Genomic DNA, 25,381 nt, shown 5'->3' on the forward strand with positions numbered 1-25,381 from the left:
CAGCGCATGTTGCGAAACCGGGCAAACCCTGTCCGTCGGCGGTAAGGAACCGGCTTACACTCGCGGGGGCGTGCGGCTGGACGGCCATCGAGGGAGATGGCCGGGCGCACGCACCGAATTCCAAAATAACGAGAAAGTCACAAAGCATGCGTACCCAGGCGCTGGAGCAGGCGATCGATGCCGTGGTCGCGGTCAAGGCGCACCCCCAGGTTTCCCGGTTCGACGGCGCCGCCGAGGCGTTGTGGGACATCCAGCGGTCTGCCGTGGAAGCGCTCGCGCGCGACCTGCCGACCGCCGGGATCATGGCCGACCTGTGCCGCCGCGTGGAGCGGCTGGCGCCGGGCGCGATGGCGGCCGTCATGCGCGTGGCCGACGGCCGGCTGCGGCTGGTGGCGATGCCGTCGGCCGACCCGGCCGCCGTGGCCGGCTTCGACAATCTGCCGATCGGCCTGCAATCGGGCTCGTGCGGCGCCGCCGCGTTCCTGGGCCAGCCCGTGGCCGTGGGCGACATTTCGCAAGACCCCCGCTGGGAAACGCTGCGCGACGCCGCGCAGGCTGCCGGCCTGGCCGCGAGCTGGTCGACGCCCGTGCGCGCCGCCGATGGCCGCGTGCTTGGCACCTTCGGCCTGTGCTTCACCACGCCGCGCCTGCCCGAACCGTTCCACGAGCACCTGGTGGCCGTGGCCGCCGACCTCTGCGCGCTGGCGCTGACGCGCGACCAGACCCAGGAGCATATCCACCGGCTGTCCAGCTACGACGCGCTGACCGGCCTGCCCAACCGCCAGTTGCTGCTGGCGCGCGCCGATGCCGCCGTGGCCCGCGCCCGCGCCGACGGCACGCCGCTGGCGGCGCTGTTCCTGGACCTCAACGACTTCAAGCGCGTGAACGACGTGCAGGGCCACGTGGCCGGCGACCGCTTCCTGACCGAGGTGGCGGCGCGGCTCCAGCACGTCGCGCACGCGCGCCACGCCGAGGCCGTGGTCGGCCGCCTGTCGGGCGACGAATTCGCGGTGCTGCTGCCTGGGCACGACCGCGACGCCGCGCTGGCCGCCGCGCAGACGCTGCTGCAGGCGCTGGCCGCGCCGATCGACATCGGGCACGGGCGGCGGCTGTCCACGTCCGCCAGCATCGGCATCAGCCTGTCGACCGAACCGGCGCCCGACCGCGCCACGCTGCTGCACCACGCCGACCTGGCGGTCTACCAGGCCAAGCTGGCCAAGCGCCAGCACGGCGGCGAGCCCGGCAACCAGGTCTGCGTGTACGACGCCGCGCTGGCCCGCCGGCTGGGCGACCGCCGCGCGCTGGAAGCCGACCTGCGCGAAGCCATCGCCAGCGGCGGCCTGCGCATGCACTACCAGCCCCAGGTGCACCTGGCCACGGGCGAGCTCTGGGCCGTGGAGGCGCTGGCGCGCTGGCCGCATCCGCGCCGTGGCGACGTGTCGCCGTCGGTCTTCGTGCCGCTGGCCGAGGAATCGGGCCTGATCGTGGCGCTCGGCTACTGGGCCGTGCGCGAAGCCTGCGCGCAGCAGGGCCTGTGGCGCCAGGCCGGTGCGGCGGTGCCGGGGGTATCGGTCAACCTGTCGCCGCTGTGCATCCGCGATCCGGGGCTGCCCGGCGTGGTGGCGCAGGCGCTGGAGGCCAACCAGTTGCCGGCGGGCTCGCTGACCATCGAGATTACGGAGGGGGTCTTCCTGGAGCAGACGGCCGAGGCCGAGGCCACCATCGGCGCGTTGCGCGCGCTCGGGGTGCGGCTGTCGATCGACGATTTCGGCACGGGGTTTTCGAGCCTGAGCCAGCTCACGCGGCTGCCGGTGGAGGAAATCAAGCTGGACCGCAGCTTCCTGCTGGACCTGGAGACCAGCGAGGCCACGCGCACGCTGGTGGAGGCCGTGATCCGCATCGGCCGGGCACGCCAGCTGAATGTGGTGGCCGAGGGCGTGACCAGCGCCTACCAGCGCCAGTTCCTGCTGGAACAGGGCTGCCACGTGGGCCAGGGATTCCTGTTCGCCCAGCCGCTGCCGGCGCGCGCCATCGCGGGATGGCGGCCGCAGTCGGCGTGGCCGGGGCTGGCTTGCTGAACGCCTGCCGCGGGCGGGCGGCCGGTCAGTCGCCGAACGGGTTCGGCACGTGGCTGGCCGGGTCGTCGACGAGGTCGAACTCGTCGCGCACCTCGTCCACCACGGCCCGGATCGCGGCCTCGTAGCCGCGGGCGTTGCCAAAGCGGGCCATGTCCCAGTTGCGGCCGCGCGCGTCGCGCGCATGGGGCGTGGGGTCCGGCACGCGAACCCGCATCCCCTCGTCCGCAATCTCGTCGATGCCTTGAATGCGCCGGCTCACCTCTTCCTTGATGACGCGCCCGCTGCGCTCGCGCTTGGCCATGAGACAGCCTCCTATCGATGGATTACCGCAGCGGCCATCCTAGCACCGGCGCGCCGGCGCCGGTGTGACTACAGCGCCGCCTTGGCCGCCTGGTAGGCCGCGTAGAGCCGCTGGAACACGGGCCCCGGCGTGCCGCCGCCCACGGCCTGGCCGTCGATCTTCACCACGGGCAGCAGTTCCTTGCTGGCCGACGAGATCATGACCTCGTCGGCGCCGAACACCTCGTCGCGCGTCAGGCGGCGCGCCTCGAACGGAATCTCCATCGCCGCGCACAGCTCCTCCATCAGGCCGTAGCGGATGCCTTCCAGGATCAGGTTGTCCTTGGGCGGGGCCGACACGCGGCCCTGGCTGACCACCCACACGTTCGACGCCGACGCCTCGGTCAGGTAGCCGTCGCGGAACTGGATGGCCTCGGTCACGCCGGCCTCGGCCGCGGCCTGCGCCGCCAGCACGTTGCCCAGCAGCGACGTCGACTTGATCTGGCAGTTCAGCCAGCGGCGGTCTTCCATCGTCACGCAGGCCACGCCCTGCTCCACGGCGGCGGCCGGCGGCAGCGCCATCGGGTTGGTCATGATCAACACCGTGGGCGTGACTTCCTTCGGAAAGGCATGGGCGCGCCTGGCCACGCCGCGCGTGACCTGCATGTAGACCATCTGGTCGGCCATGCCGTTGGCCTGCACCACGCGGTCTATCTGGGCCAGCCATTCCGATTCGGTATGGGGATTCGGGATGCCGATGGCCGCCAGGCTGCGCGCCAGCCGCGCCAGGTGCTGGGCGCCGCGGAACGGCTTGCCGTTGTAGAGCGGGATCACCTCGTAGATGCCGTCGCCGAAGATGAACCCCCGGTCCAGGACAGGGATGCGGGCTTCGGACAACGGGAGCAGCTCCCCGTTCAGCAGGACGACGGCTTCGGACATGGCGGGTGGTTTCCTCTTGGAAAATGGAAGACGATGGCTGGCATTGTTTCACACGGCCGCCCGCCACCTCATGCAAATTCGGCATGTCCTACACGCGTGGAACTGCCTCTCCGGCCGATGCAACTGAAAGTTTTTGGGACCTTCGCGCGTATGAATTGAATCTTTCTTAATTCACCGTTGCCCGCCCGCAAACCGTTGCTGCTGGCCGAAAGTGGCGTGCTATATTCGCCACGCAGTAACCTTCCGAAGCGCGGTTCGCGCCGCGCGACACTCACAGGGCGCCCCGATATGACGGAACTCGTGTCAGGCCTGCTACGTGGCTGCATGCCGATGGCTGTCGCGATGACGATGGCATGGTGCGCGGGGCTGGCCCCCGGGCCGGCCGCAGCCCAGTCCCCGGCCAGCGCGCCGGCCGCCACGGCCCCGGCTTCCGACGCCGCGGCGCTGCCGCCGGGGCGCACCCAGTCCCTGACCTTCGCCCAGATGGGCGCCAACTACACGATCCCGCTGCGCGGCGTCGACCCTGACCGCACGGTCAACGTGGGCGTGCGGCTGGACGAGGTGGTCACGGCGGCCCGGCTCAAGCTCGTCTTCACGTATTCGCCGTCGCTGGTCTACCCGTTGTCGCACCTGAAGATCCGGCTCAACGACGAGGTGGTGGCCACGCTGCCGCTGGACAAGGAGCACGCCGGCCAGCAGGTGTCGCGCGAGGTCGACCTGGACCCGCGCTTCTTCACCGACTTCAACCGCATCAACGTGCAGATGATCGCGCACTACACGCTCGATCACTGCGAGGACCCGTACCACTCCAGCCTCTGGACCGACATCAGCCCCACCAGCACGCTGACGCTGACCAAGTCCACCGTCACGCTGCCCGACAACCTGGCCCTGCTACCAGCGCCGTTCTTCGACCGTCGCGACAACCGCCGCGTGACCGTGCCGTTTGTGCTGCCCGCCAATGCCGATCCGGTCACGCTGCGCGCCGCCGGCGTGGTGGCGTCGTGGCTGGGCGCGCTGGCCAGCTACCGCGAGCTGCGCTTTCCGGTCACGCGCACGGCACCGGGCGATGCCCACGCCATCGCGCTGGTGCTGCCGAACGCGCAGCCCGACGGCATCCGGCTGGACAAGATCGACGGGCCGACCGTCAGCGTGATGCCGAACCCGGCCAACCCCGCGCGCAAGCTGCTGGTGCTGGCCGGGCGCACGCCGCAGGAGCTGGAAGTGGCCGCCAACGCGGTGGTGCTGGGCAAGGCCGGCATGGCCGGCGCCAGCACGCTGGTCAAGTCGGTGGATCTGGGCCAGCCGCGCCGCCCCTACGACGCGCCCGCCTGGGCGCCGGTGGACCGCCCGGTGATGTTCAAGGAACTGGTCACCGATCCGCAGCAGTTGCAGGTCTCGGGCGCCAGCCCCGACGCCATCCGCGTGAACCTGAAGGTGCCGGCCGACCTGTTCGGCTGGAACGACCGCGCGGTGCCCATGAACATGAAGTACCGCTACACGGCGCCGTCCACGTACAACGACTCGGTGCTCAGCATCGACGTGAACGACCAGCTCGTGCGCTCGTACCGGCTCAAGCCGCTGACGGTGCAGAACGACGAGAACCTGGTCAGCGTGCCGCTGCTGTCGGGCGGCAGCGCCAGCGTCAGCAACGAGATCCTGATCCCGGCGTTCCGCGTGGGCAGCAACAACCAGATGCAGTTCCGCTTCCACATCGATTCGCAGAAGACCGGGCTCTGCGCGTCGACGGCGGCCAACGTGGCGCGCGCCGCCGTGGACCCCGACTCGTCGATCGACTTCAGCGGCTTCCTGCACTACGCGGCGCTGCCCAACCTGGCCTTCTTTGCCAACAGCGGCTACCCGTTCACGCGCATGGCCGACCTGGCCGACACGGCGATCGTGATCCCCGACGCGCCGACCACGATCGACCAGGAGGCGCTGCTGACCGTGCTGGGCCACATGGGCAAGTGGACGGGGCTGCCGTCGCTGCGCGTGACCGTGGCGCCGTCCCGCGCCATCGAATCGGTCAAGCACCGCGACCTCGTCATCATCGGCACCGGCAGCGCCGCGCAGGTGCTGCAGCGGTGGGGCAAGTCGCTGCCGCTGCTGGTGGAGCGCGGCAAGACCGAGATCGCGCTGCGCGACCAGCGCGCGCATGCGTGGTCGAACTGGATTGGCGGCACCGACAGCGAGAACATCTCGCCGGCCGGCCGCGCGATCCTGTCCGCCGACGGCCCGCTGGCCGCGCTGATCGGCTTCGAATCCCCGTTTGCCGAGCGGCGCAGCGTGGTGGCGCTGACCGCGTCCAGCGACGACCGCGTGCGCGACGTGCTGGACGTGCTGGAAGACCCCGGCAAGGTGGCGCAGATCCGCGGCGACCTGACCGTGATCCGCCAGCGCGACCTGGAGGGCCTGCGGCTGGGCGAGACCTACTACGTCGGCAACCTGCCCTGGTATGCGCGGCTGTGGATGACGATGTCGGCGCACCCGGCGCTGCTGGCGCTGGGCGGCATCCTGGCCGGGCTGCTGGTGGCGCTGACGCTGTTCTGGGCGCTGGGCCGGCTGGCCGCGCGGCGCAACGGAGGGTGACATGCGGCGGGCACGGGCCTGGCTGAAGCGCGTGTCGATCCGCTGCGCCGTGGCGTGCACGCTGGCCGGCGCCACCCTGCCCGCGCTGGCCGCCCCCGCCGCGTCTTGCCCCTGGCCCGACTGGGACGCCTTCCGCCGCGCCACGATCAGCCAGGACGGCCGCGTCATCGACGACAGCAGCGACCAGCAGGTGACGGTATCCGAAGGCCAGTCGTACGGGCTGTTCTTCGCGCTGGCCGCCAACGACCGCGCCACGTTCGACCGGCTGCTGGCGTGGACCGAGAACAACCTGGCCCAGGGCGACCTGACCGCCCACCTGCCCGCGTGGATCTGGGGCAAGCGCACCGAGGGCGAGCAGGCCGGCACCTGGGGCGTGATCGACAGCAACCCGGCGTCCGACGCCGACCTGTGGATCGCCTATGCGCTGCTGGAAGCGGGCCGGCTCTGGCAGGTGCGGCGCTACACCGCGCTGGGCACCGTGCTGGCGCGCCGCGCGCTGCGCGAGGAATCGGCCGTGCTGCCCGGGCTGGGCCGCACGCTGCTGCCGGGGCCGGCCGGCTTCCATCCCACGCCGGACACGTGGCGCCTGAACCCGAGCTACGTCCCGCTGCCCGTGATGCGGCGGCTGGCCGCCGTGCTGGGCGCCGAGGATGCCGGCTGGAAGACGCTCGTCGACACATCGGCGCGGCTGATCGTCGATACGGCGCCCAAAGGCTTTTCGCCCGACTGGGCGGTGTACCAGAAGGGCCGCGGGTTCCAGCCCGACGCGCAGACGCAGGCCGGCGGGTCGTACAACGCCATCCGCGTCTACCTGTGGGCCGGCATGACCGCCCCGCGCGACCCGCTGCGCACCACGGTGCTGCAGCGGTTCCGCCCGATGGCCGACTACGTGGTGGCGCACGGCCATCCGCCCGAGCGCGTGGACACGCAGGCCGGCACGTTCGGTGCGAACGCCGGCAACGCGGGGTTCTCGGCCGCCGTGGCTCCGTATCTGGCGGCGCTGGGGCTGGCCGACGCGGCGCGCGGGCAGGCCCAGCGCACCCGCACGATGGCCGCGCAGGCGCCGCTGGGCTACTACAGCCAGGTGCTGGCGCTGTTCGGGCTGGGCCATCTGGACGGACACTTCCGCTTCGAGGCGGACGGCACGCTGGTGCCGGCCTGGACATCCACATGCCCCGCAGCGCGCTAGCCCCCACGCTGGCCGTGTTGCTGGCCACTTCCACCATGCCTGCCCTTGCCGCAGATCCCGCCCCCGCCACGCGCGCCGCGCCGTCGCCCCAGATGGCGCAGTTGCTGGCCGCCGCGCGGATGTGGGAGGCGCGCAACCGCGCCGACATGGCACGCGGCATTCTGGACAAGGCGCTGCTGATCAACCCGAACGAGCCCGAGGCGCTGAAGCTGCTCGGGCTGATCGAGATCCGCTCGAACCGCCCGGCCGAGGCCGACAAGCTGCTCAGGAAGCTGCAGGCCGTGGCGCCCGGCAGCGCCGCCACGCGGGAGCTGGACGACGCCTACCGCATCGCCACGCGCGACAAGCGCGAGATGGCCAACATCCGCCTGCTGTCGCGCAGCGGCCAGGACGAAGAAGCGGTGCAGCGGCTGCAGAAGCTGTTTCCGCGCGGCGCGCCGGCCGGCAGCCTGACGCGCGACTACTACCGCATTCTCTCGGGCACGCCGGACGGCCGCACGCGGGCCATCGCCGAACTGCGCCAGCGGATCCGCGCGAACCCGTCGGACATGCAGCTCAAGCTGACGCTGGGCGACCTGCTGACCGACCGCGCCGGCACCCGGCAGGAAGGCTTTGCGCTGCTCTACGAAGTCACGCAGCAGCCCGAGGGCGACCGGGCCACCGCGCTCGACATCTGGCGGCGCACGCTGTACCGCGTCAACGACGACCCGGCCTACTACGTCTGGTTCGAGCGCTACGTGAAGGCCGTGCCCGACGACAAGGGCGCGCAGGACACGCTGGCCGAACTGGGCAAGCGCGTGGCCGCGCAGAAGCAGCGCGAGGCCGATCCGGCCTGGCAGGCGCGGCAGCGCGGGCTGGCGCAACTGGAGCGCGGGCAGCTCAAGGACGCCGACATCGCGCTGCAGCAGGCGTACCGCAAGCGGCGCGACGATGCCGAGGTGGTGGGCGGGCTGGGACTCGTGCGGCTGCGCGAGGGCCGCCACGACGAGGCGCGCGAGCTGTTCACGCGCGCCAACCAGCTCGACCCGAGCGACAAGTGGCGCAGCCTGATCGGCACGGCCACGTTCTGGGGCACCGTGGCCAAGGCGCGCGAGGCCAATCGCCAGGGCAAGCCGGCCGAGGCCGAGCGGCTGGCACGGCAGGCGCTGGCGCAGCAGCCGGCCAACGCCGACGCGCAGGGCATCCTGGCCGACGCACTGGTGGCGCAGGACAAGAACCGCGAGGCCGAAACGCTGCTGCGCCAGATGCTGGCCCGCCCCAGGCCCGACGTCGGCACGCTGCGCACGCTGGTCGGCATCCTGCAGAAGGAAGGCCGCGATGCCGAGGTGGAGCCGCTGATCGCCAGCCAGGCCGCGCGCATGCAGGGGTCCGCCGCCGAGCTGCGCGCGATGCGGGCCGACCTGCTGTCGGTACGCGCCGACCAGTCGCTGGCCCGGCAACAGCGCAGCCCGGCCATCCGCGATCTGGAAGACGCCATCCGCCTGCGGCCCGACGACCCGTGGACGCGCTTCACGCTGGCCCGCATCTATCGTGACCTGAGTCTGCCGGCGCTGGGCCGCAGCGTAATGGACGACGGCATGCGCGCCGCGCCGAGCAACGACATGCGCTACGCCAGCGCGCTGTACCTGAACAGCGTGGACGACATCGACGGCGCCGCCGCGATGCTGGCCGGCGTGCCGCAGGCCGAGCGCTCGGACAGCATGCGCGGGCTGGCCCGCAACCTGGCCGCGCAGCAGCAACTGCGCGAGGCACGCCAGCGCGTGGCCGAGGGCCGCGACGCGGACGCCCGCCGCCTGCTCGACCAGGCCGCCGCGGAGGCCGCCGACGATCCGCACATGCTGGCGTCGGTCGGCCGCGAATGGATTGCGCTGGGCGAGACCGACAAGGGCCTGCGGCTGGTCAGCGACTGGCTGGCCGCGCACCCCGACGCGCCGCACGTCGACATCCGGCTGCGCTACGGCGAACTGCTGGCCGCCGCCGACCGCGACGATGCGCTGCGCCAGTGGATCGCCGATACCGGCGCGCTGCCCGGCGCCACCGCCGAGGAGCAGGCCGACCTGGCCGACCAGTCGCTACGGCTGGCGCTGCGCGAAACCGACCGCCAGATCGCCGCCGGCGACCTGCGGCGCGCACAGCAGGTGCTGGACGCGGTGCCGGCCGCGCAGCAGGCCGACCGGCGCTGGCTGCTGGAACTGGCCGACCTGCGCGAGGCAGGCGGTGACTACCGGGGCGCGGCCGACGCGGCCCGCCGGGTGCTGGCCACGCAGCCGCACGACGCCGGCGCGCAACTGACGCTGGCGCGCCAGTACGAGCGGATGGGCCAGACCGCGCAGGCGCTGGACATCGTCCGCACGGTGCTGGCCGAGGCGCCCGAGGACGATATCGACACGCGGCTGTCGGTGGCGCGCCGCTTCACCGCGCTGCGGCGCGAGGACGAGGCCGCCGAGGTGGTGGACGCGCTGGACGCACGCTTTCCGGGCCGCGCCGACATCACGGTGCAGCGCGGCCGCATCGCGCAGTCGCGCGGCGATTTCGACGAGGCCGCCGGCCTGTACCGCGCGGCGCTGCCGCTGGAACAGCGCGAGAGCGTGCTGCCGGGCGCCGACGGCACGCCGGCCCAGCGCGCGCTGGCCGGGCTGGACGCGCGGCGGCAGGGCGAGGTGGCGACGGCGGTCATGCAGTCGAACAAGTCCGGCGACGACGGCATCTCGCGGCTGCACGCCACCGAGATCCCGCTGTACGTGCGCGTGCCGCACGGCTACACGGGCCACATGTTCTTCCATGCCGACACGGTGCTGCTCGATGCCGGCACGCTGCGCGGCACCGCGCCGCTGCGCAACCTGGAGTTCGGCAAGATCCCGGCGCTGGGCAATGCCGGGCTGGGCAACATCGGCCAGACCGACAAGGGCGTGGCGCTGGCGGCCGGCTACGAGTACGACGGGGCCTACAACAGCTGGCGCGCCGATATCGGCACCACGCCGCTGGGCTTCCTGGAAACCACGGTGGTGGGCGGGCTGCGCTACCGGGCGGACCTGGGCGTGCAGTCGGTGACCGTGGACGTGTCGCGCCGCGCGCAAACCAGTTCGCTGATCTCGTACGCCGGCGCGCGCGATCCGGTGACCGGCGAGCACTGGGGCGGCATCGTCCGCAACGGCGTGCACCTGCGCTACGCGCGCGACGTGGGCCGGCTGGGCCTGTTTGCCGACGTGGGCGCCGGCGTCTACACGGGCGACAACGTCAAGACCAACCGCGAGGTCACGCTGCGCACCGGCTTCGACGTGCCCGTCTACGCCCAGCGCGATCACCGCGTGACCAGCGGGCTGGTGTTCAACTGGTGGCACTACTCGGAAAACCAGCGCTTCTACACCTTCGGGCACGGCGGCTACTACAGCCCGCAGCGCTACCTGTCGGTCGGCATTCCGCTGGACTGGACCGGCCGCCATGCCAGGTGGTCGTGGCGGCTGCTGGGATCGGCCGGCTGGTCGTGGACCTACGAGGACGCCGCGCCGTTTTTTCCCACGCGGCCGGACCTGCAGGCGGCCAGCGGCAACGCCACCTATGGCGGCGGGTCGGGCGGCGGCTTCAGCTATACGCTGGGCGCGACCGTCGAATACACGCTGGCGCCGCACTGGGTGGTGGGCGCCGGGTTCTCGATCGACCGCTCGCGCGACTACGCGCCGAATCGCGCCATGGCCTGGCTGCGCTACCTGTTCGACAAGCGCGAGTTGCCGGTGCCGTTCCCGCCGACGCCCGTGCGGCCATACTCGGCCTATTGAGCGGCCCCACAGGACCTTCGATGAACGACGCCGCCCACGCCTCCGCCCCCCGCCCCGCCCCGCTGCTGGCCCGGCTGCAGGCCCGCGCCACGCTGGCGATCGAGGGCCTGGCCCCGGCGCTGGCCACGCTGGCGCCGGGCCGCGCGCACGTGGTCTACGCGCCGCCGTCGCCGGCCCGGGACGCGCTGTTCTGGCAGACCGCCGCCAGCGCGCTGCGCGGCCCGGCCTGCGTGCTGTCGACGCGCGAGGCCGACGGCATTGCCGCCGCGCTGCGCGAGCACGGGCTCGACATCGAGGTCAACCGCGCGCTCCACGCGCGCGCCAACCTGTGCGCGCTGCGGCCGCAGCCGGGGCGCGCCGGCATCGACACATTGATGGAAGCGCTCGACGCGCTGGTCGACCAGTGCGGCGCGCGCGGCACCACGTTCCTGCTGGAAGGCGCGGAAGCATTCTTCAGCTGGCACGACGCCGCGGCGCTGGCGGCCGAGGGCGTGCGGCTCTGCGATTGGTGCGCCGACGAGCGCTGCGCGCTGCTGCTGGCGATGGCGCCGCCCGAGGCGGCCGACGGCCAGCCGGGGCCGGACCTGCACGGCTTTCACGGCCGCTTTGCGGGCGCCGTGCAGCTATCGCAGCAACAGGGCCAGTACACGTGGGAGGTGGCGTTCTGGCGCGACAACCAGGCCGTGGTGGCCGGCGAGATCGTGCGGCTGCGCTTTGCGCCGGGCGAGCACCGGCTGATGGTGGCGGCCGACACGTACAGCGACACGATCGAGCAGGCCGGCATGCTGGCGCCCGACGAGCAGCGCGTGATTGCCAGCCGCGACGCGGTGCTGCGCGAGCGCTTCATCCCCGAAGCGTGGCGCGTGGTGGACAGCAACGAGGCCGCCGTGGCCACGGCCAGCAAGGCGGTGGCGGCCACCGTGATCCTGCACTACGCCGGCACGCGCGACCTGGAGATGCTGGCCGGGCAGGTGCACCGGCTGCGCCGCAGCGCCGGCCGCGCGCTGAAGATCGTGATCCGCGAGGACCGCGAGGCCATGCGCCAGCACTATGAACTGCTGATGCTGAACCTGGGCGCCAACGCCGTGATCGCGCAGCGCACGCCATTCGCGCGGATGCAGGCGATGATCGACGGGCTGCAGGGCCAGGTGTTCTCGCGGCCGATCCTGGCCGACTACCACAACGCGCTGTCGGCGGTGCTGACCACCACGGCCAGCGGCTACGTGGCGGCGCCCACGTTCGTGGCGCTGGTGCGCGACGCGGTGGAGCGCAGCCGCATGATCCGCCTGCCGCACGTGCTGCTGCAACTGCCGCTGCTGCCCGAGGTGGCCCACGTCGACGCGCTGCGCGCCTGCCGCATGAGCCGCGCGGGCGACCTGTGCACCGCCGGCAGCGACAGCCTCTATGCGTTCTTCTTCGCCTGCCGGCTGGACGACGTGGATGCGGTCTGCCAGCGCGTGTTCCAGCGGCCCATGGCCGACCTGTTCCAGGGCGACCTGCGCAGCGGCGACAACGAATCGATCACGGCCGAACTGGCGCGGCTGGAAGCGGAGATCGCCGCGTATCCGCCGCCCGACTACGGCAACTGGCTGCCGGCGCAGCCGGCGGGTCCAACCTCTCCGGCCACCGCCGACGCCGCTGCCGCCGACCTGCCGCCCATGCCGCCCATGCCTGAAGTGGCGCCCGAATCCGAACCCGAACCCGGGCCGGCCGCCGTGTCGCTGCCGCTGGTACCGCCCCGCCGCCCCGGCCCCGGCGCCGCGCCGCGCACCCTGCCGGCGCCGCATCCGGTGCCCCTCAAACGTCAGGACTGACCATGGCGATCTTTCTCGGCTATTTCATCTGGGGGCTGATCCTGGCCGCGCCGCTGGCCTGGCTGGCGTGGCGCTTGGACCTGCTGCGCTGGCTGCCGCGCTGGAGCGCGCCGCGCCCGCGCCGGGCCGTGCGTCTGCCGCCGCAGCTTGACGCGCTGGTGATACGCGGCAAGCGCCAGGGCGGCACGGGGGGCCGGCGATGAGCACGGGCACGCCAGCCGCCACCATCGCCCTGGTATCGACCACGGGCGGCGCGGGGCGCAGCACGCTGACCGCCGAGCTGGCGTCGCTGCTGGCCTGGCGCAAGCACGACGTGCTGGCCGTGGAATGCGATCCGCGCAACGTGCTCGGCTTTCACTTCGGCCTGCGCGACATTCCGGCCGACGGGCTGGGCGGGTCGCTGCACGACGGCTCGGCCACGGCCTGGGCCGGCGCGGGCCTGCGCAGCGACGACGGCGTGCTGTTCGTGCCATGGGGTGACAGCGCGGAATCGGGCGCCATCGAGCGGCTGCCGGCGAACTGGCTGGCGCGGCGGATCGGCCAGGTGGACCTGCCGGCCACCGGCGCGGTGCTGATCGACACGGCGCCGTGGCCGTCCGGTTACGCCAGCCAGGCCATCGACGCGGCCGACCTGGTGCTGGTGCTGGTGCCGGCGCAGCCCGAGACGTGCCTGACGCTGAAGCGGCTGGCCGACGACCTGGCCACGCGCGGCAAGACCGTGCGCTACGTGGCCACGCGGCTGCATCCGGCGCGGCCGCTGCACGTCGACATCGTGGCGATGCTCCAGGCGATGCTGGGGACGGCCATGCTGCCGTATCACGTGCACGAGGACAGCAGCGTGCCCGAGGCACTGGCGCGCAGCGAGTGCTTCAGCCGCAGCACGCCGCACTCGCAGGCCGCGCACGACCTGAACGGGCTGGCGTCGTGGCTGTCGGCATGGATCGAGACGCGCGCCCAGGGCGGAGGCACACCATGAACCACGGCACCGGACGGCTGCGGCTGTGGATGGCGTGGGCCAGCGCCCGCGTGGCGCGCGAGCTGGGCGTGGGTGCCAGCGGCGGCGCCGTGCCGCGTGCGTGGGACTGGCTGCTGCGGCTGTTCTTCCGCCCGCCCCGCCCCGGCAAGCCCGACATCCCGGCCGAATGGGCCGCGCTGATCTACCGCCGCGCGGTGGCACGGCTGGGCCTGGGCAAGCGGCGGACGCCGGCCGCGTGGCTGTGGCGGCTGATCATCCGCCCGCCCCGTCCGCGCGTGCGGCTGGCCGCCGACCCGCGCAAGCAGCGCGGCGGCGCGGAACCCGCGCGCAAGCGCTGGCTGCGCCGCTGGCTCGACCGCGTGCTGGAGCCGGTCTGGCACGCGTCGTCCCGGCTGCGCCACAAGGTCCTGCAACGGCTGCCCCGGCCGGACTGGAACCGCGTGGCCTACGTCACCGAGGCCGTGTCCGCGCGCGTGGGCCGCATTCCGTTCGTGCTGCCGGTGTCGCTGGTGCTGGCCGCCATCGCCGCGCTGGCCGTCAGCACCACGCCGCTGCCGCTGGCGGGCCAGTTACTGCTGTTCGCCGTGGTGTGGATCGTGCTGAGCGTGGTGCGCCGCGTGCCGGGCCGGCTGGCGACGATCACGATGATCGCCATCTCGACGCTGATGGCCGGCCGCTACATCTGGTGGCGGTCCACGCAGACGCTGCAGTTCGCCAGCGCCATCGAGGCGGCCGTGGGCTACGTGCTCTACGCGGCCGAGGTCTACACGTGGCTGGTGCTGGCGCTGGGCTACCTGCAGACCGCGTGGCCGCTGCACCGGCGGCCCAAGCCGCTGCCGGCCGACCCCGAGCGCTGGCCAACCGTCGACGTCTTCATCCCGACGTACAACGAATCGCTGAACGTGATCCAGCCCACCGTGTTCGCCGCGCGCAGCATGGACTGGCCGGCCGACAAGCTGCGCGTCTACATCCTGGACGATGGCCGCCGGCCGCACATCCAGGCGTTTGCCGAGTCCGCCGGCGTGGGCTACCTGACCCGCACCGACAACCGCCACGCCAAGGCCGGCAACATCAACGCCGCGCTGCCCAAGACCGACGGCGAGTTCATCGCCATCTTCGACTGCGACCACATCCCCACGCGCTCGTTCCTGCAGATGACGATGGGCGAGTTCCTGGCCGATCCAGACTGCGCGCTGGTGCAGACGCCGCACCACTTCTTCTCACCCGACCCGTTCGAGCGCAACTTCGACACGTTCCGCCGCGTGCCCAACGAGGGCAGCCTGTTCTACGGGCTGATCCAGGACGGCAACGACTTCTGGAACGCCACGTTCTTCTGCGGATCGTGCGCGGTGATCAAGCGCGGCCCGCTGCTGGAGATTGGCGGCATCGCCGTGGAGACCGTCACCGAGGACGCCCACACCGCGCTGAAACTGCACCGCCGGGGCTACAACAGCGCCTACCTGCGCACGGTGCAGGCGGCCGGGCTGGCCACCGAGAGCCTGTCTGGCCATATCGGCCAGCGCATCCGCTGGGCGCGCGGCATGGCGCAGATCTTCCGGCTGGACAACCCGATGCTGGGCCGGGGGCTCAAGTTCTTCCAGCGGCTGTGCTACAGCAACGCGATGCTGCATTTCTTCTACGGCATCCCGCGGCTGATCTTCCTGACGATGCCGATCGCGTACCTGTACTTCGGGCTGCACGTGATCAACACGTCGGCGCTGCTGATTACCGCGTATGTGGTGCCGTACCTGCTGATCGCCAACATCACCAACTCGCGGCTGCAGGGGCGGTTCCGCCATTCGTTCTGGGCGGAGGTCTACGAGTCCGTGCTGGCGTGGTACATCGTGCTGCCGACCACGGTGGCGTTCATCAACCCGCGCGCGGGCAAGTTCAACGTGACGGCCAAGGGCGGGCAGATTGCCGAGGACTACCTGGACTGGACCATCTCCAAGCCGTACCTGGTGCTGCTGGGGCTGAACGTGATCGGGCTCGGGGCCGGCATCGCCCGGCTGCTGTTCTGGGGCACCGAGGAGCCGGCCACCGTGCTGATGAACATGGCGTGGGCGCTGTTCAACCTGATGATGCTGGGCGCGGCGGTGGGCGTGGCGCGCGAGGCGCGGCAGGTGCGCGTGTCGCACCGCATTCCGATGCGCGTGCCGGCCACGCTGCTGCTGCCGGACGGCCGCACGGTGGCCTGCAAGACCGAGAACTACTCGATGGGCGGGCTCGGCGTGGTGCTGCCCATCGACGTGCCGCTGCAGGAAGGCGCGCGGGTGGGCGTGTGCCTGTCGCGCGGGCCGCGCACCTACCACTTCCCGGCCGTGGTCACGCGCAACGTGAACCGGCACCTGGGGGTGCGCATGGAAGACCTGACGATGGAACGCGAGACGCAGTTGATCCAGTGCACGTTCGGGCGCGCCGACGCGTGGATCGACTGGCTCGACGACGAGCGCGTGGACGCGCCGCTGCGCAGCCTCAAGGAAGTCATGGAGATGGGCTACCAGGGGCTGCTGCGGCTCTACGACGCCCTGGTGGACGCGGTGGACGTGGTGCTCGCGCGGCGCCGCTCGCGCGCGCCCTGACCGCCAGCCGGACGAGACGACATGGGACTCTGGAACCTCTATTTCCTGGCCAAGCTGTACCTGTTCCACACCGGACAGATGAAGCCGATCTGGCTGCTGAACCTGGTGTTCGCGCTGCTGCTGGTGGTGCCGATGGAGTCGCGCCCGCTGCGGGTGATCCGGCAGGTGCTGGCGATTGGCGTGGGCGCGGCGCTGGCCTGGCGGGAATCGACGCTGCCGCCGTTCGAGCGCGTGATCTCGCAGTTCTCGAACATCCGCGCGTTCACGCCGGCCTACCTGCTTGAGCTGCTGCAGCGGCTGGTGTCGATCCAGCTCGTGGTGGCGGTGCTGCTGGTGCTGGTGGTGTTCCTGCTGGTCAACCGCTGGGTGCGGACCACCACGTTCGTGCTGGTGGCGCTGATCGCGATGCCGTTCTGGTACGGCCCGGGCGTGGCGCTGCCGGGCCGGACCACGGCCGTGGCGCGCGCCGCCGACAGCCCGCGCGCCGACATCAACGCAACCGGCAACTACGACGCCATCCTGACCGCGTTCCGCCAGCAGGAGGCGCAGCGCAGCGCCACCGTGGCGCCGCTGACGGCCACCCCCGACGCCCAGTTCGACGTGATCTTCCTGCACATCTGCTCGCTGTCGTGGGACGACCTGGACGCCGCCAAGAGCCTGAACCACCCGCTGCTGTCGCGCTTCGACTACCTGTTCAAGAACTTCAGCTCGGCGGCCAGCTACAGCGGCCCGGCCGCGATCCGCGTGCTGCGCGGCGCCTGCGGGCAGGAGCCGCACAAGAACCTGTACGACCCGGCGCCGGCCGAATGCCACGTCTTCGCCGACCTGACCCAGGCCGGCTTCACGCCGCAGGTGCTGATGAACCACGACGGCCGCTTCGACAACTTCCGCGGCTTCGTGGACAAGGAAATCGGCGTGCCCGGCATCCAGCCGGCTTCCACCGACGGCGTGCCGGTGGCCATGCGCGCGTTCGACGATTCCCCGGTGCTGGGCGACTTCGCCACGTTCGACAACTGGTACCGCAAGCGGCTGGCGCAGGACGCCCGCCCCGTGGCGCTGTACTACAACACGGTGACGCTGCACGACGGCAACCGGCTGCCGGGCAAGCGGCTGACGAGCCTGGAGTCGTACCCGCTGCGGCTCAAGGCGCTGCTGGACGACGTGGACCGGATCCTGGACACCATCGCCAAGTCCGGCCGCAAGGCCGTGGTGGTATTCGTGCCCGAGCACGGCGCGGCGCTGCGTGGCGACAAGAACCAGATCTCGGGCCTGCGCGAGATTCCGACGCCGAACATCATCCACGTGCCGGTGGGGGTCAAGCTGGTGGGCCTGCCCGCCGCCGAGGCGCCCCAGCCGGTGGTCATCGACGCGCCGATGAGCTTCCTGGGCCTGTCGCAGCTGGTGTTCAACCTGATCGCCGACAGCCCGTTCCGCCAGGGCGCGCCGGCGCTGGCGCACTATGCCGAAGACCTGCCGCAGACGCAGATGGTGGGCGAGAACGAGGGGACGATCACGATGAAGCGCACCGACGGCTACGTGGTCCATACGCCCGACGGCGTGTGGGTCGAACAGAAATAGGCGGCGGGCCATGAGCAAGCCGGTCACGTCGCGCAAGGCGGCCATCGCCTACAACGACATCGACGCGTTGAGCCAGAAGGTGGACGGCTTTGACGGCCGCCACTACTTCGACCAGCAGGGCGAGGTGGAAACGGCCGAGGCGGCCCGGCGCTGGCCGCTGCTGGCCCGCGCGATGGGCCTCGACCCTAATGCCGCCACCCCACGCGAGTAGGGCCTTACGCCTTGATTTACAAGGACTTTCGTCACGGATTCGACATATAGGCAGCCTAGACTCGGGGCCATTTTCCAATTCGTGCTCCTTTCGTCATGTCCGGCATTCTGGTGGATTCTCCCGCTGCCCGTCCGCGGTTCCGGCAGCCCTGCGCAGAGGATCTGGCCGTGGCGACGCCATCGGTCACGACCGACCACACCAACCAGGACGTGCTGGAAGTGTTTGCGCTGCACCGGGATCTGGCCTGCCTGCCCGTGACCGAGCAGGGCCGGCCCATCGGCCTGATCAACCGGTCGATCTTCCTGTCGCAGATGAGCAAGCCGTACCACCGCGAGCTGTACAACCGCAAGAGCTGCATCGCGTTCATGGACAAGGAGCCGCTGGTGGTGGACGCCGAGATGGGCATCGACGCACTGACGTTCCGGACCGTGGAATATGGCGAGAAGGCGCTGGCCGACGGCTTCATCGTGGCGCGCGGCGGGCAGTACATCGGCCTGGGCCAGGGGCTGCAGCTGATGCGCGTGGTGGCCGACATGCAGGCCGAGCGCAACCGCCAGATCATGCAAAGCATCGACTACGCCAGCACGATCCAGCGGGCGATGCTGCGCACGTCGCGCGACACGCTGGCCGCCACGTTGCCCGACGCCGCGCTGGTCTGGGAGCCGCGCGACGTGGTGGGCGGCGACTTCTACCACTTTGCCGCGTTCGCCGACGGCTGGTTCGCCGCGCTGGCCGACTGCACGGGCCACGGCGTGCCGGGCGCGTTCATGACGCTGATTGCATCGTCGCTGCTGACCCAGGCGCTGGAGCAGCAGGGCCCGCGCGACCCCGGCGCGCTGCTGATGGCCGTGAACCGCGGCATCAAGCAGATGCTGGGCCAGACCGACCGCGAGGCCGACCAGGAGGCGCGCCGGCTGCCCGGCGCCACCGCGTCCGACGACGGGCTTGACGCGGCGTTCTTCTGGTTCGACAACGCCACGCGCGCGCTGACCTTCGCGGGCGCCAAGTCGTCGCTGTTCGTGCTGCAGCCCGGCGACGCCGACGGTGCGATGGTCAACGGCGCGCGCATGGGCGTGGGCTACGTCGACACCGGCATGGACTACACGTGGCAGAACGCCACGGTGCCCACGCAGCCCGGCACGCTGGTGTTCGTGACCACCGACGGGCTGATCGACCAGATCGGCGGGCCGAAGGAAATCGCGTTCGGCAAGCGCCGCATGCGCGAGGCGATCTGCGCGCGGCGCGACGGCTCGGCCGCCGAGATCGGCGACGCGGTACTGGCGGCCCATCGCGCCTGGCAAGGCGCGCAGCGCCGCCGCGACGACCTGACCTTTTTCTGTTTCCGTGCGCAATGACCCAGCCATTGCACACCTATCCGCTTGACCATGACCGCCGCACAATCGATTGACAAGGAATATGAGCCGTTCTTCGAAATGGCTCGGGAACGCAACGTGATTTTCTACTACGTCGGCTATTTTTCGCAGAACATCATCGCCGCCATGTCCGATGCGGTGCGGCTGCAGCTTACCGTCAGCGGCGTGGACGGCACCACGCGGCGCAAGCTGTTCTCGTCGTTCGTGGAGATGGCGCAGAACATCGTGCACTATTCCTCCGACTCGCTCACGTCGCCGTCGCAGCCCGACGGCCAGCTGCGGCACGGGTCGGTCTGCATCAGCATGGTGGACGAGCACTACCGGCTGATGTGCTCGAACCCGGTGTCGTCGGCCCGCGTGGAACAACTGCGCGGCACGCTGGAGAAGGTGCGGACGATGACGCTGGAAGAGATCAAGCGCGCGTACAAGGAGACGCTGCGCTCGGACGCCCCGGAAGGCAGCAAGGGGGCCGGACTTGGCTTCCTGACGATGGCGCGCGATGCCAGCGCGCCCCTGGAGTACAACTTTCAGCCGATCGACACGGACCCGGTCTCGACGATGTTCCAGCTCGTCGCCACCATCTGACCCTGCCCGATCGCACCGAACCGCCATGGAAAACCTGTTCATCGCCGCCACGCCAAGCTCGCCCGAAGTGAGCTTCGATTTCGCGCGGCACACGCTCTCGCTCAAGGGCGAGTCCTACCCCGAGAACGCCGCCGTGTTCTACGGCGAGGCCCTGGCCCGCCTGCGCGCGTACCTGGCCGACTGCGACGACATGGACATCACCGTCAACGTCGCACTGACCTACTTCAACAGCTCCAGCACCAAGATGCTGTTCAGCATGTTCGACGCGCTCAACGAGGCGGCCGAACGCGGCAACCACGTGACGCTGCACTGGTTCCACGACGAGGACGACGACACGATCCTGGAGTTCGGCCAGGAACTGCACGACGACTTTCCCGCCATCGACTTCATCGACCAGGTCACGACCAGCAGTTGAACGCACCCCGCGACATGCCCCCCGCCGCAGCCATGTCGGAGCCTGACCTGTTCGATTCCGAGAACAGCGCCCTGGCGCATGCCAAGGCCGTGTTCTGCGACGTCGACGCGGGCGAGGAAGCCTATCGGCATACGCTCGGCCAGCTGATCAGCTACTACGAGCGGCTCATGCGCGAGACGCGCCGGCTGATCCGCCGCAGCGACCGCGAAGAGCTGGAGATGAACCGGCTGAACCACCGGCTGCAGGAACTGGCCCAGGAACTGGAGTACCGCGCCACGCACGACACGCTGACCGGCGCGCTGAACCGCGGCGCCGTGATCGACCGCGCCACGGCGGCGCTGGCGCGCGGCAACCTGGCGCTGATCGTGCTGGACATCGACTATTTCAAGCGGCTCAACGACGATTTCGGCCATCCGGCCGGAGACGCCGTGATCTGCGGCGTCACGGCCTGCCTGAAGGACACGATCCAGGCCGAAGGCGCCATCGGCCGCGTGGGAGGGGAAGAGTTTGCCGCGCTGCTGCCGGGCTTTTCGATCGACGCGGCGATGGACCTTGCCGAGCGCATGCGCCAGGCCATCGAGGACTACCGCTTCCCGCCGCCCGTGAACCGCTCGGTGACAGCGAGCTTTGGCGTGAGCTGGTCGGCCCAGGGCCGCACGTTCGAACACGCCTACGGCCGCGCCGACGAGGCGCTGTACGAAGCCAAGCGCACCGGCCGCAACCGCGTAACCCGCGCCTTGTCGGCATAGGGCCCGGGCCACGGCCGGCGCGCCGGCGCCCGCCGCTACTGGCCGATCTGCCGGACCTTGTCCGGATGCGTGACGTAGTAGGCCAGCACCAGCGACGCCGTGAACGCCATGCCTGCCACGGCGAACGCGATCAACGTGGACGCCGTGAATCCTCCATTTTCCTTCGACATGCGGATCTCCGTAGTGAGTTGGGGATGGGTGGATGTTACGGGTTGCCCTTGCATGGTAGCCCTCGACGCCGCATTTTGCGAACCGTCTCATAGCCTTGCCCGCCAAACACCCTGACACTGGAAGCCATCCATCGCTCATCCAGAAGGCCTCTCCATGCGCAGACAGCCATCCCCCCGGTCAGGTTCAAGACAATTGCGCCGGTCCGCCGTGACGCAGGGAGAATTCGACGCCAACCTGCACCGCTTCGACGAACGGATGCAACGCCTGTTCGCCCGCAGCGACGAACGGCACCAGGAAAACGTCAGGTCCAACGAACGGCTGCTGGCGGAAATGGACAAGCGGCACGCGGCGCTGCTGGAGAGCTTCCGCGTCATGTTCGACCGGCGGCTGGGGGACTTGAACCAGCGGATGGACGATTTCAAGGCACAGACCAGCGCGGACGTCGACCGCATCCGAGAAGAAATGGGCGAGATGCGCAAGGAGTCGCGGCTGCTGCGATGGAACATCTGGGTGGCGGCCTGCGCCACGGTCATCGGCATCGCCAGCTTCAACTCGGCAACCACCTCGGCAGTGCTCGACGCCTTCGAATCCGGCCGCAACACCGCCGCCGCCATCGCCCAAGCCCGCCACGCCGCCGAACACCACGATGCGCGGGAACGTGAGCGCCCACCGTAGCGCTACCGATCCGGGATCAGGTCAATCAGGGGTCGCCATGCACCGTCCAAGCCCCTCCACCGTAGGGAAGACAGGGAAGATACATTAGCAGACAATCAACCCCAGTCATGATTGACCCCATGACATTTATCCCGGCCCGCTCGCACCCCGCGCAGCGGGCATTTTTTTGTCCTCTGTTTGTCCTTCGAGCCGGCAGGCTGCCCCGTTCTGCCGCGTCCCCTTCGCCGATCGCCGCCTGCTGGAATCAACCAGCCGTGTGTGTCATTGGCAATCTAGTGGAGGATTTGACGCAGGTCGCTTCGTCAATGATTCGGCGTTCTCATCGCTTCGTAAACGGCGTAACGTCCGGCGCGCAACTTCTGGCTCGTCCGACAAATTGGATCCTTGCCGATCGACCAGACAGCACACTTCTCCCCGAAATGTATAGATGACTAGACTCTTGACGTGCCTGATCTTCTTGCTGGCGTTTGGCGGCAGTTGGGCCGCTTCGGCAAAGGAGTGCGAGAGCATTCCGCACCCGCAGGCCTTCCGATCGTTGATTACCGATCGGGGGACGGTTTGCTTTGCTATCGAGCCTGTAGAGCCAGACTCGTCGGACGGGATGAGCCGGATCACTTTGTACTACTTGCCCCACGGAGCGCACGCTTTCACGAAATCTCAAGGCTCGGGAATGATGTACGACAGTGGTCCTGGGAGAATCGTCGACGCTTTTGTCGCGGCCGTGGACTCGCACAAGCGAATATTTGTCATTCATGCCCTCGAAGTCAGAAGCTCCCTTGCGGAGCCGAATTCGTCGGGCAATTTTTACTCCGTGGACGTTTTCGAGCCGACCGACGCAGCGCTATTGCGCGACGAGCGTGCTTCGAACTGGTTCGGTGCAGGGTATAGCTACATTAGCAAGCCTGGGGAAGGACGCTACAAATTTCCGTACCTTTCACGAAACGATGTGTTGCGCGCATTGGATTCCCCCTTTGCACCTCTCATGATCCATAAAGTCAACATTCCCGCCAGGCTAAAACGGAAGAGCTTTCTATTCCACTACCCCATGCCCGGCAAGCAAACACAGAAATACCTGACGAAAGGGGACCGGGCCACTGTCACTGAAGTTAGAGAAAGCTGGTGCCGTTTAAGCCATCCTTCGCATAGCACTGCCGATAATATGTGGATTCTCTGCCGACACTTAAGCCAATAACACTCGAACAGCGCATGCGACGTCGAATATGGGTTTCGATGCGCGGCGATCCAGGCTTCCCGTCGGCGACCAACTCCAGCGCCTCCACACTGATGAAGGCGTGCGGGCGCAAGCGCCGGTGACGGACGGAATGCGCAGCGCCCTCTCGGACGGCGCACCACCGCGCCTCGTCGTCCAGCCCCGCACCTCATGTTGCGCCTGCAGCGCCGTGCTGCAGATCCCGGCTGGACAGGCGCCGCTGCTCTGCTATAATCGCGGACTTCCCGGAGAGATGGATGAGTGGTTTAAGTCGCACGCCTGGAAAGCGTGTATAGGTTAATAGCCTATCGGGGGTTCGAATCCCCCTCTCTCCGCCAGATTTCAATGCCCGCGCCAGCGGGCATTGTCGTTTCCGGAGAGAAGCAAGCCAACAGTTTGGCGTGGACGGCCCTGCATCCCGCCGGCGCCGTCGCCGTCGCCACGCTGATCGTCTGGGGGCTGTGCGGATGGGGGCTGATCGTCCCGCAGCAGCATCGGCTCGTGCAACTGTCGCCGCAGGGCGCGCCGCTGGTGCTGGCACTGAACAACTCCGCTACCTACAGCCTGACCCCGGCAGTTCTGTTTCATTCCTGTTACTAATGGTTGCAATGGCACCGATGAGAAGTGAAACAGCCGGGCCTATCCTTCGGGCAGCCTCACACACCCGAAGGAGAGAGAAGCCATGAAAACAAGAACCGCACTTAATCTGAGGAAAATATTCGTCGCGTTGCCGGTGCCGTTGCTGGTTGTTGCATGCGGCGGTGGAGACGGCGGCGGCGACCCCGCGCCGGCCAGCGGCACGCTGCATGTGGCGATGACGGACGCGCCGTCCTGCGGCTTCGACCACGTCTATGTCACGGTCAACAAGGTGCGCGTGAACGCCAGCAGCACGGCCGGCGAGAACGATGCGGGCTGGACCGACATCACGCTGCCGTCGCCGCAAAAGGTGGACCTGCTGTCGCTGACCAACGGCGTGCTGTTCGACATCGGCCGCGCCCCGCTGCCGGCCGGCCAGTACCAGCAGGTGCGGCTCGTGCTGAATGCCAACCAGGGCAATACGCTGGCGAACTCGGTGGTAGTGTCCGGCACCACCAACGAACTGCCGCTCGATACCCCGAGCGCCGCGCAAAGCGGGTACAAGATCATCCAGCCGTTCACGGTGCCGGCCAACACGCTGGTCGACCTGATCCTCGACTTCAACGCCTGCAAGTCCATCGTCCAGCGCGGCAATGGCACCTACGGCCTGAAGCCGGTGATCACGGCCACGCCGCTGACGGTCAGCGGCACGATCTCGGGCTACGTGCCCCCGGCCCAGGCCGGCGCGACGGTCTACGCCGAGCAGAACGGCCAGATCATCCGCGGCACGGTGGCCGATGCCAACGGGCAGTTCGTGCTGACGCCGCTGGTGCAGACCAGCACCAATGGAACCTATGACGTCGTCGTGGTCGACAACAGGCTGCCGACCGGCCGCGCCACCGGTATCATCCGCGCCGTGCCGGTCACGGCCAGCGCGACCACCACGGTGTCGACGGCCGCCGCGCCGATCACGCTGCCGACGTCGACCACCAACACGGTGTCGGGCACGGCCACGGCATCGGCGCAGGCGACGGTCCGCGCGTTGCAGTCGATCAGCTCGGTGTCGTACGAGATCGCCTCGACCAACGCCAACCTCGACACGGGCGCTTATTCGCTGGCGCTGCCGGCCGCGGCGCCGCTGGTCGGCACGTACACCCCGACGCTGCCGATCGCGCTGAGCGCGGTGGGTTCGGCCGCCGGCCTGTACTCGGTCCAGGCCACCAGCGCGGCGGGCGCCACGCAGACCACGAGCGTGAACGTGTTCGGCGGCAGCCAGACCGGCGTCAATTTCGGCTTCTAAACCACCAGGAGAAGGGGCTGCGGCCCCTGTCGCACCATGAAATCGCTGATTGCCATCCTCACCCTCGGCGCCACGCTGCTTGGCGGCTGCGCCTACTATCCCGACTACGGTCCCGGCCCGGGCGCCCGCCCGCAAGGCGGCCCCGGCAACAACTACTGCCCGCCGGGACAGGCGAAGAAGGGCAACTGCTGATTGCCGCCGCAAGGGTGCAAGGCCGGTCTCGATGACCGGCGTCAGTGCAAATGAGAAACGGCCACTTCATTGCAACCAGTCGTAACCGTCACCTGCGCCAAACGTCCGTATGGATGCGCGCGGCGCC

At 69.8% G+C, this 25,381-nt stretch carries 21 protein-coding genes, 1 tRNA gene and 1 pseudogene; 20 read left to right on the top strand and 3 right to left on the bottom strand.

The annotated features are described in order from the left end of the window. Window positions 1–146: 146 nt before the first annotated feature. Window positions 147–2,078 carry a putative bifunctional diguanylate cyclase/phosphodiesterase gene (locus QTN24_RS00445; RefSeq protein ID WP_313834979.1) on the top strand — a complete coding sequence of 644 codons (1,932 nt, stop codon included), beginning with the start codon at window positions 147–149 and terminating at the stop codon, window positions 2,076–2,078. Between the two features lie 25 nt (window positions 2,079–2,103). Here QTN24_RS00445 and QTN24_RS00450 read toward each other — a convergent pair whose 3' ends face one another. Next, window positions 2,104–2,379, bottom strand: coding sequence for a hypothetical protein (locus QTN24_RS00450; protein WP_124683862.1), 276 nt, complete (start codon window positions 2,377–2,379; stop codon window positions 2,104–2,106). 68 nt (window positions 2,380–2,447) lie between these two features. Beyond that, complete coding sequence (locus QTN24_RS00455; protein ID WP_313834980.1) at window positions 2,448–3,296, bottom strand: D-amino acid aminotransferase; 849 nt, start codon at window positions 3,294–3,296, stop codon at window positions 2,448–2,450. A 324-nt stretch (window positions 3,297–3,620) separates the two neighbouring features. Between QTN24_RS00455 and bcsB the strand changes: the two genes are divergently transcribed. From bcsB to QTN24_RS00520, 13 genes are all read left to right on the top strand, one after another. Continuing rightward, window positions 3,621–5,882, top strand: a complete 2,262-nt coding sequence (bcsB, locus tag QTN24_RS00460; RefSeq protein ID WP_253699808.1) for a cellulose biosynthesis cyclic di-GMP-binding regulatory protein BcsB — start codon at window positions 3,621–3,623, stop codon at window positions 5,880–5,882. Window position 5,883: 1 nt separating this feature from the next. Continuing rightward, a complete protein-coding gene (bcsZ, locus tag QTN24_RS00465) occupies window positions 5,884–7,071 on the top strand; it encodes a cellulose synthase complex periplasmic endoglucanase BcsZ (protein WP_313834981.1) in 1,188 nt (395 codons plus the stop codon). Continuing rightward, window positions 7,053–10,847 (top strand): cellulose synthase subunit BcsC-related outer membrane protein, encoded by a 3,795-nt coding sequence (locus QTN24_RS00470; RefSeq protein ID WP_313834982.1) that lies wholly within the window; start codon window positions 7,053–7,055, stop codon window positions 10,845–10,847. Before bcsZ ends, QTN24_RS00470 begins: the two co-directional genes overlap by 19 nt. A 20-nt stretch (window positions 10,848–10,867) precedes the next feature. Continuing rightward, a complete protein-coding gene (gene bcsE, locus QTN24_RS00475; RefSeq protein ID WP_313834983.1) occupies window positions 10,868–12,661 on the top strand; it encodes a cellulose biosynthesis protein BcsE in 1,794 nt (597 codons plus the stop codon). Window positions 12,662–12,663: 2 nt separating this feature from the next. Next, window positions 12,664–12,864 (top strand): hypothetical protein, encoded by a 201-nt coding sequence (locus QTN24_RS00480; protein ID WP_313834984.1) that lies wholly within the window; start codon window positions 12,664–12,666, stop codon window positions 12,862–12,864. Continuing rightward, window positions 12,861–13,637, top strand: a complete 777-nt coding sequence (gene bcsQ / locus QTN24_RS00485; RefSeq protein ID WP_124683856.1) for a cellulose biosynthesis protein BcsQ — start codon at window positions 12,861–12,863, stop codon at window positions 13,635–13,637. Before QTN24_RS00480 ends, bcsQ begins: the two co-directional genes overlap by 4 nt. Further along, window positions 13,634–16,219 carry a UDP-forming cellulose synthase catalytic subunit gene (gene bcsA / locus QTN24_RS00490; RefSeq protein ID WP_313834985.1) on the top strand — a complete coding sequence of 862 codons (2,586 nt, stop codon included), beginning with the start codon at window positions 13,634–13,636 and terminating at the stop codon, window positions 16,217–16,219. The genes bcsQ and bcsA overlap by 4 nt, the downstream gene beginning before the upstream one ends. A 21-nt stretch (window positions 16,220–16,240) precedes the next feature. Next, window positions 16,241–17,797, top strand: a complete 1,557-nt coding sequence (bcsG, locus tag QTN24_RS00495) for a cellulose biosynthesis protein BcsG (protein ID WP_313834986.1) — start codon at window positions 16,241–16,243, stop codon at window positions 17,795–17,797. Between the two features lie 10 nt (window positions 17,798–17,807). Further along, window positions 17,808–18,008: a BcsR/BcsP family cellulose biosynthesis protein gene (gene bcsR / locus QTN24_RS00500; protein ID WP_124683853.1), complete on the top strand. Its 201-nt coding sequence runs from the start codon at window positions 17,808–17,810 to the stop codon at window positions 18,006–18,008. A gap of 95 nt (window positions 18,009–18,103) precedes the next feature. Continuing rightward, window positions 18,104–19,363 carry a SpoIIE family protein phosphatase gene (locus QTN24_RS00505; protein ID WP_313834987.1) on the top strand — a complete coding sequence of 420 codons (1,260 nt, stop codon included), beginning with the start codon at window positions 18,104–18,106 and terminating at the stop codon, window positions 19,361–19,363. A gap of 30 nt (window positions 19,364–19,393) precedes the next feature. After that, complete coding sequence (locus tag QTN24_RS00510) at window positions 19,394–19,966, top strand: SiaB family protein kinase (RefSeq protein WP_124683851.1); 573 nt, start codon at window positions 19,394–19,396, stop codon at window positions 19,964–19,966. A gap of 25 nt (window positions 19,967–19,991) precedes the next feature. Then, complete coding sequence (locus QTN24_RS00515; protein WP_124683850.1) at window positions 19,992–20,381, top strand: DUF1987 domain-containing protein; 390 nt, start codon at window positions 19,992–19,994, stop codon at window positions 20,379–20,381. A gap of 32 nt (window positions 20,382–20,413) precedes the next feature. Further along, on the top strand, window positions 20,414–21,130 hold the full coding sequence (locus QTN24_RS00520) for a diguanylate cyclase (protein WP_313834988.1): 717 nt from the start codon (window positions 20,414–20,416) through the stop codon (window positions 21,128–21,130). A gap of 35 nt (window positions 21,131–21,165) precedes the next feature. Here the strand turns inward: QTN24_RS00520 and QTN24_RS00525 are convergent, their stop codons facing one another. Beyond that, on the bottom strand, window positions 21,166–21,300 hold the full coding sequence (locus QTN24_RS00525; protein ID WP_301337465.1) for a hypothetical protein: 135 nt from the start codon (window positions 21,298–21,300) through the stop codon (window positions 21,166–21,168). 193 nt (window positions 21,301–21,493) lie between these two features. Here QTN24_RS00525 and QTN24_RS00530 point away from each other — a divergent pair, with 193 nt between their 5' ends. The 6 genes and pseudogenes from QTN24_RS00530 (at window position 21,494) to QTN24_RS00555 (ending at window position 25,254) form a co-directional block, all read left to right on the top strand. Beyond that, window positions 21,494–21,976: a hypothetical protein gene (locus QTN24_RS00530; RefSeq protein WP_313834989.1), complete on the top strand. Its 483-nt coding sequence runs from the start codon at window positions 21,494–21,496 to the stop codon at window positions 21,974–21,976. Between the two features lie 427 nt (window positions 21,977–22,403). Continuing rightward, on the top strand, window positions 22,404–23,168 hold the full coding sequence (locus tag QTN24_RS00535; protein ID WP_313834990.1) for a hypothetical protein: 765 nt from the start codon (window positions 22,404–22,406) through the stop codon (window positions 23,166–23,168). Window positions 23,169–23,433: 265 nt separating this feature from the next. Next, window positions 23,434–23,524, top strand: a tRNA-Ser gene (locus tag QTN24_RS00540). 58 nt (window positions 23,525–23,582) lie between these two features. After that, a pseudogene (locus QTN24_RS00545) lies at window positions 23,583–23,747 on the top strand (MFS transporter); the annotation flags it as partial. A 121-nt stretch (window positions 23,748–23,868) separates the two neighbouring features. Next, entirely contained in the window at window positions 23,869–25,062 is a 1,194-nt protein-coding gene (locus QTN24_RS00550; RefSeq protein ID WP_313834991.1) for a DUF4382 domain-containing protein, read from the top strand. Window positions 25,063–25,098: 36 nt separating this feature from the next. Then, entirely contained in the window at window positions 25,099–25,254 is a 156-nt protein-coding gene (locus tag QTN24_RS00555) for a hypothetical protein (RefSeq protein WP_172966044.1), read from the top strand. Window positions 25,255–25,381: the final 127 nt, after the last annotated feature.

It is taken from the genome of Cupriavidus sp. SZY C1 (genome assembly GCF_032190535.1).
Classification (GTDB): domain Bacteria; phylum Pseudomonadota; class Gammaproteobacteria; order Burkholderiales; family Burkholderiaceae; genus Cupriavidus; species Cupriavidus pauculus_C.

Bases quoted from the DNA above. Each gene is read 5' to 3' on its own strand.
- QTN24_RS00525 (WP_301337465.1), bottom strand. From the start codon at position 21,300: ATGTCGAAGGAAAATGGAGGATTCACGGCGTCCACGTTGATCGCGTTC.
- bcsZ (WP_313834981.1), top strand. From the start codon at position 5,884: ATGCGGCGGGCACGGGCCTGGCTGAAGCGCGTGTCGATCCGCTGCGCC.
- bcsE (WP_313834983.1), top strand. From the start codon at position 10,868: ATGAACGACGCCGCCCACGCCTCCGCCCCCCGCCCCGCCCCGCTGCTG.
- QTN24_RS00555 (WP_172966044.1), top strand. From the start codon at position 25,099: ATGAAATCGCTGATTGCCATCCTCACCCTCGGCGCCACGCTGCTTGGC.
- QTN24_RS00510 (WP_124683851.1), top strand. From the start codon at position 19,394: ATGACCGCCGCACAATCGATTGACAAGGAATATGAGCCGTTCTTCGAA.
- QTN24_RS00450 (WP_124683862.1), bottom strand. From the start codon at position 2,379: ATGGCCAAGCGCGAGCGCAGCGGGCGCGTCATCAAGGAAGAGGTGAGC.
- bcsA (WP_313834985.1), top strand. From the start codon at position 13,634: ATGAACCACGGCACCGGACGGCTGCGGCTGTGGATGGCGTGGGCCAGC.
- bcsQ (WP_124683856.1), top strand. From the start codon at position 12,861: ATGAGCACGGGCACGCCAGCCGCCACCATCGCCCTGGTATCGACCACG.
- QTN24_RS00550 (WP_313834991.1), top strand. From the start codon at position 23,869: ATGAAAACAAGAACCGCACTTAATCTGAGGAAAATATTCGTCGCGTTG.
- bcsR (WP_124683853.1), top strand. From the start codon at position 17,808: ATGAGCAAGCCGGTCACGTCGCGCAAGGCGGCCATCGCCTACAACGAC.
- bcsB (WP_253699808.1), top strand. From the start codon at position 3,621: ATGCCGATGGCTGTCGCGATGACGATGGCATGGTGCGCGGGGCTGGCC.
- QTN24_RS00445 (WP_313834979.1), top strand. From the start codon at position 147: ATGCGTACCCAGGCGCTGGAGCAGGCGATCGATGCCGTGGTCGCGGTC.
- bcsG (WP_313834986.1), top strand. From the start codon at position 16,241: ATGGGACTCTGGAACCTCTATTTCCTGGCCAAGCTGTACCTGTTCCAC.
- QTN24_RS00515 (WP_124683850.1), top strand. From the start codon at position 19,992: ATGGAAAACCTGTTCATCGCCGCCACGCCAAGCTCGCCCGAAGTGAGC.
- QTN24_RS00505 (WP_313834987.1), top strand. From the start codon at position 18,104: ATGTCCGGCATTCTGGTGGATTCTCCCGCTGCCCGTCCGCGGTTCCGG.
- QTN24_RS00520 (WP_313834988.1), top strand. From the start codon at position 20,414: ATGTCGGAGCCTGACCTGTTCGATTCCGAGAACAGCGCCCTGGCGCAT.
- QTN24_RS00455 (WP_313834980.1), bottom strand. From the start codon at position 3,296: ATGTCCGAAGCCGTCGTCCTGCTGAACGGGGAGCTGCTCCCGTTGTCC.
- QTN24_RS00535 (WP_313834990.1), top strand. From the start codon at position 22,404: ATGACTAGACTCTTGACGTGCCTGATCTTCTTGCTGGCGTTTGGCGGC.
- QTN24_RS00480 (WP_313834984.1), top strand. From the start codon at position 12,664: ATGGCGATCTTTCTCGGCTATTTCATCTGGGGGCTGATCCTGGCCGCG.
- QTN24_RS00470 (WP_313834982.1), top strand. From the start codon at position 7,053: ATGCCCCGCAGCGCGCTAGCCCCCACGCTGGCCGTGTTGCTGGCCACT.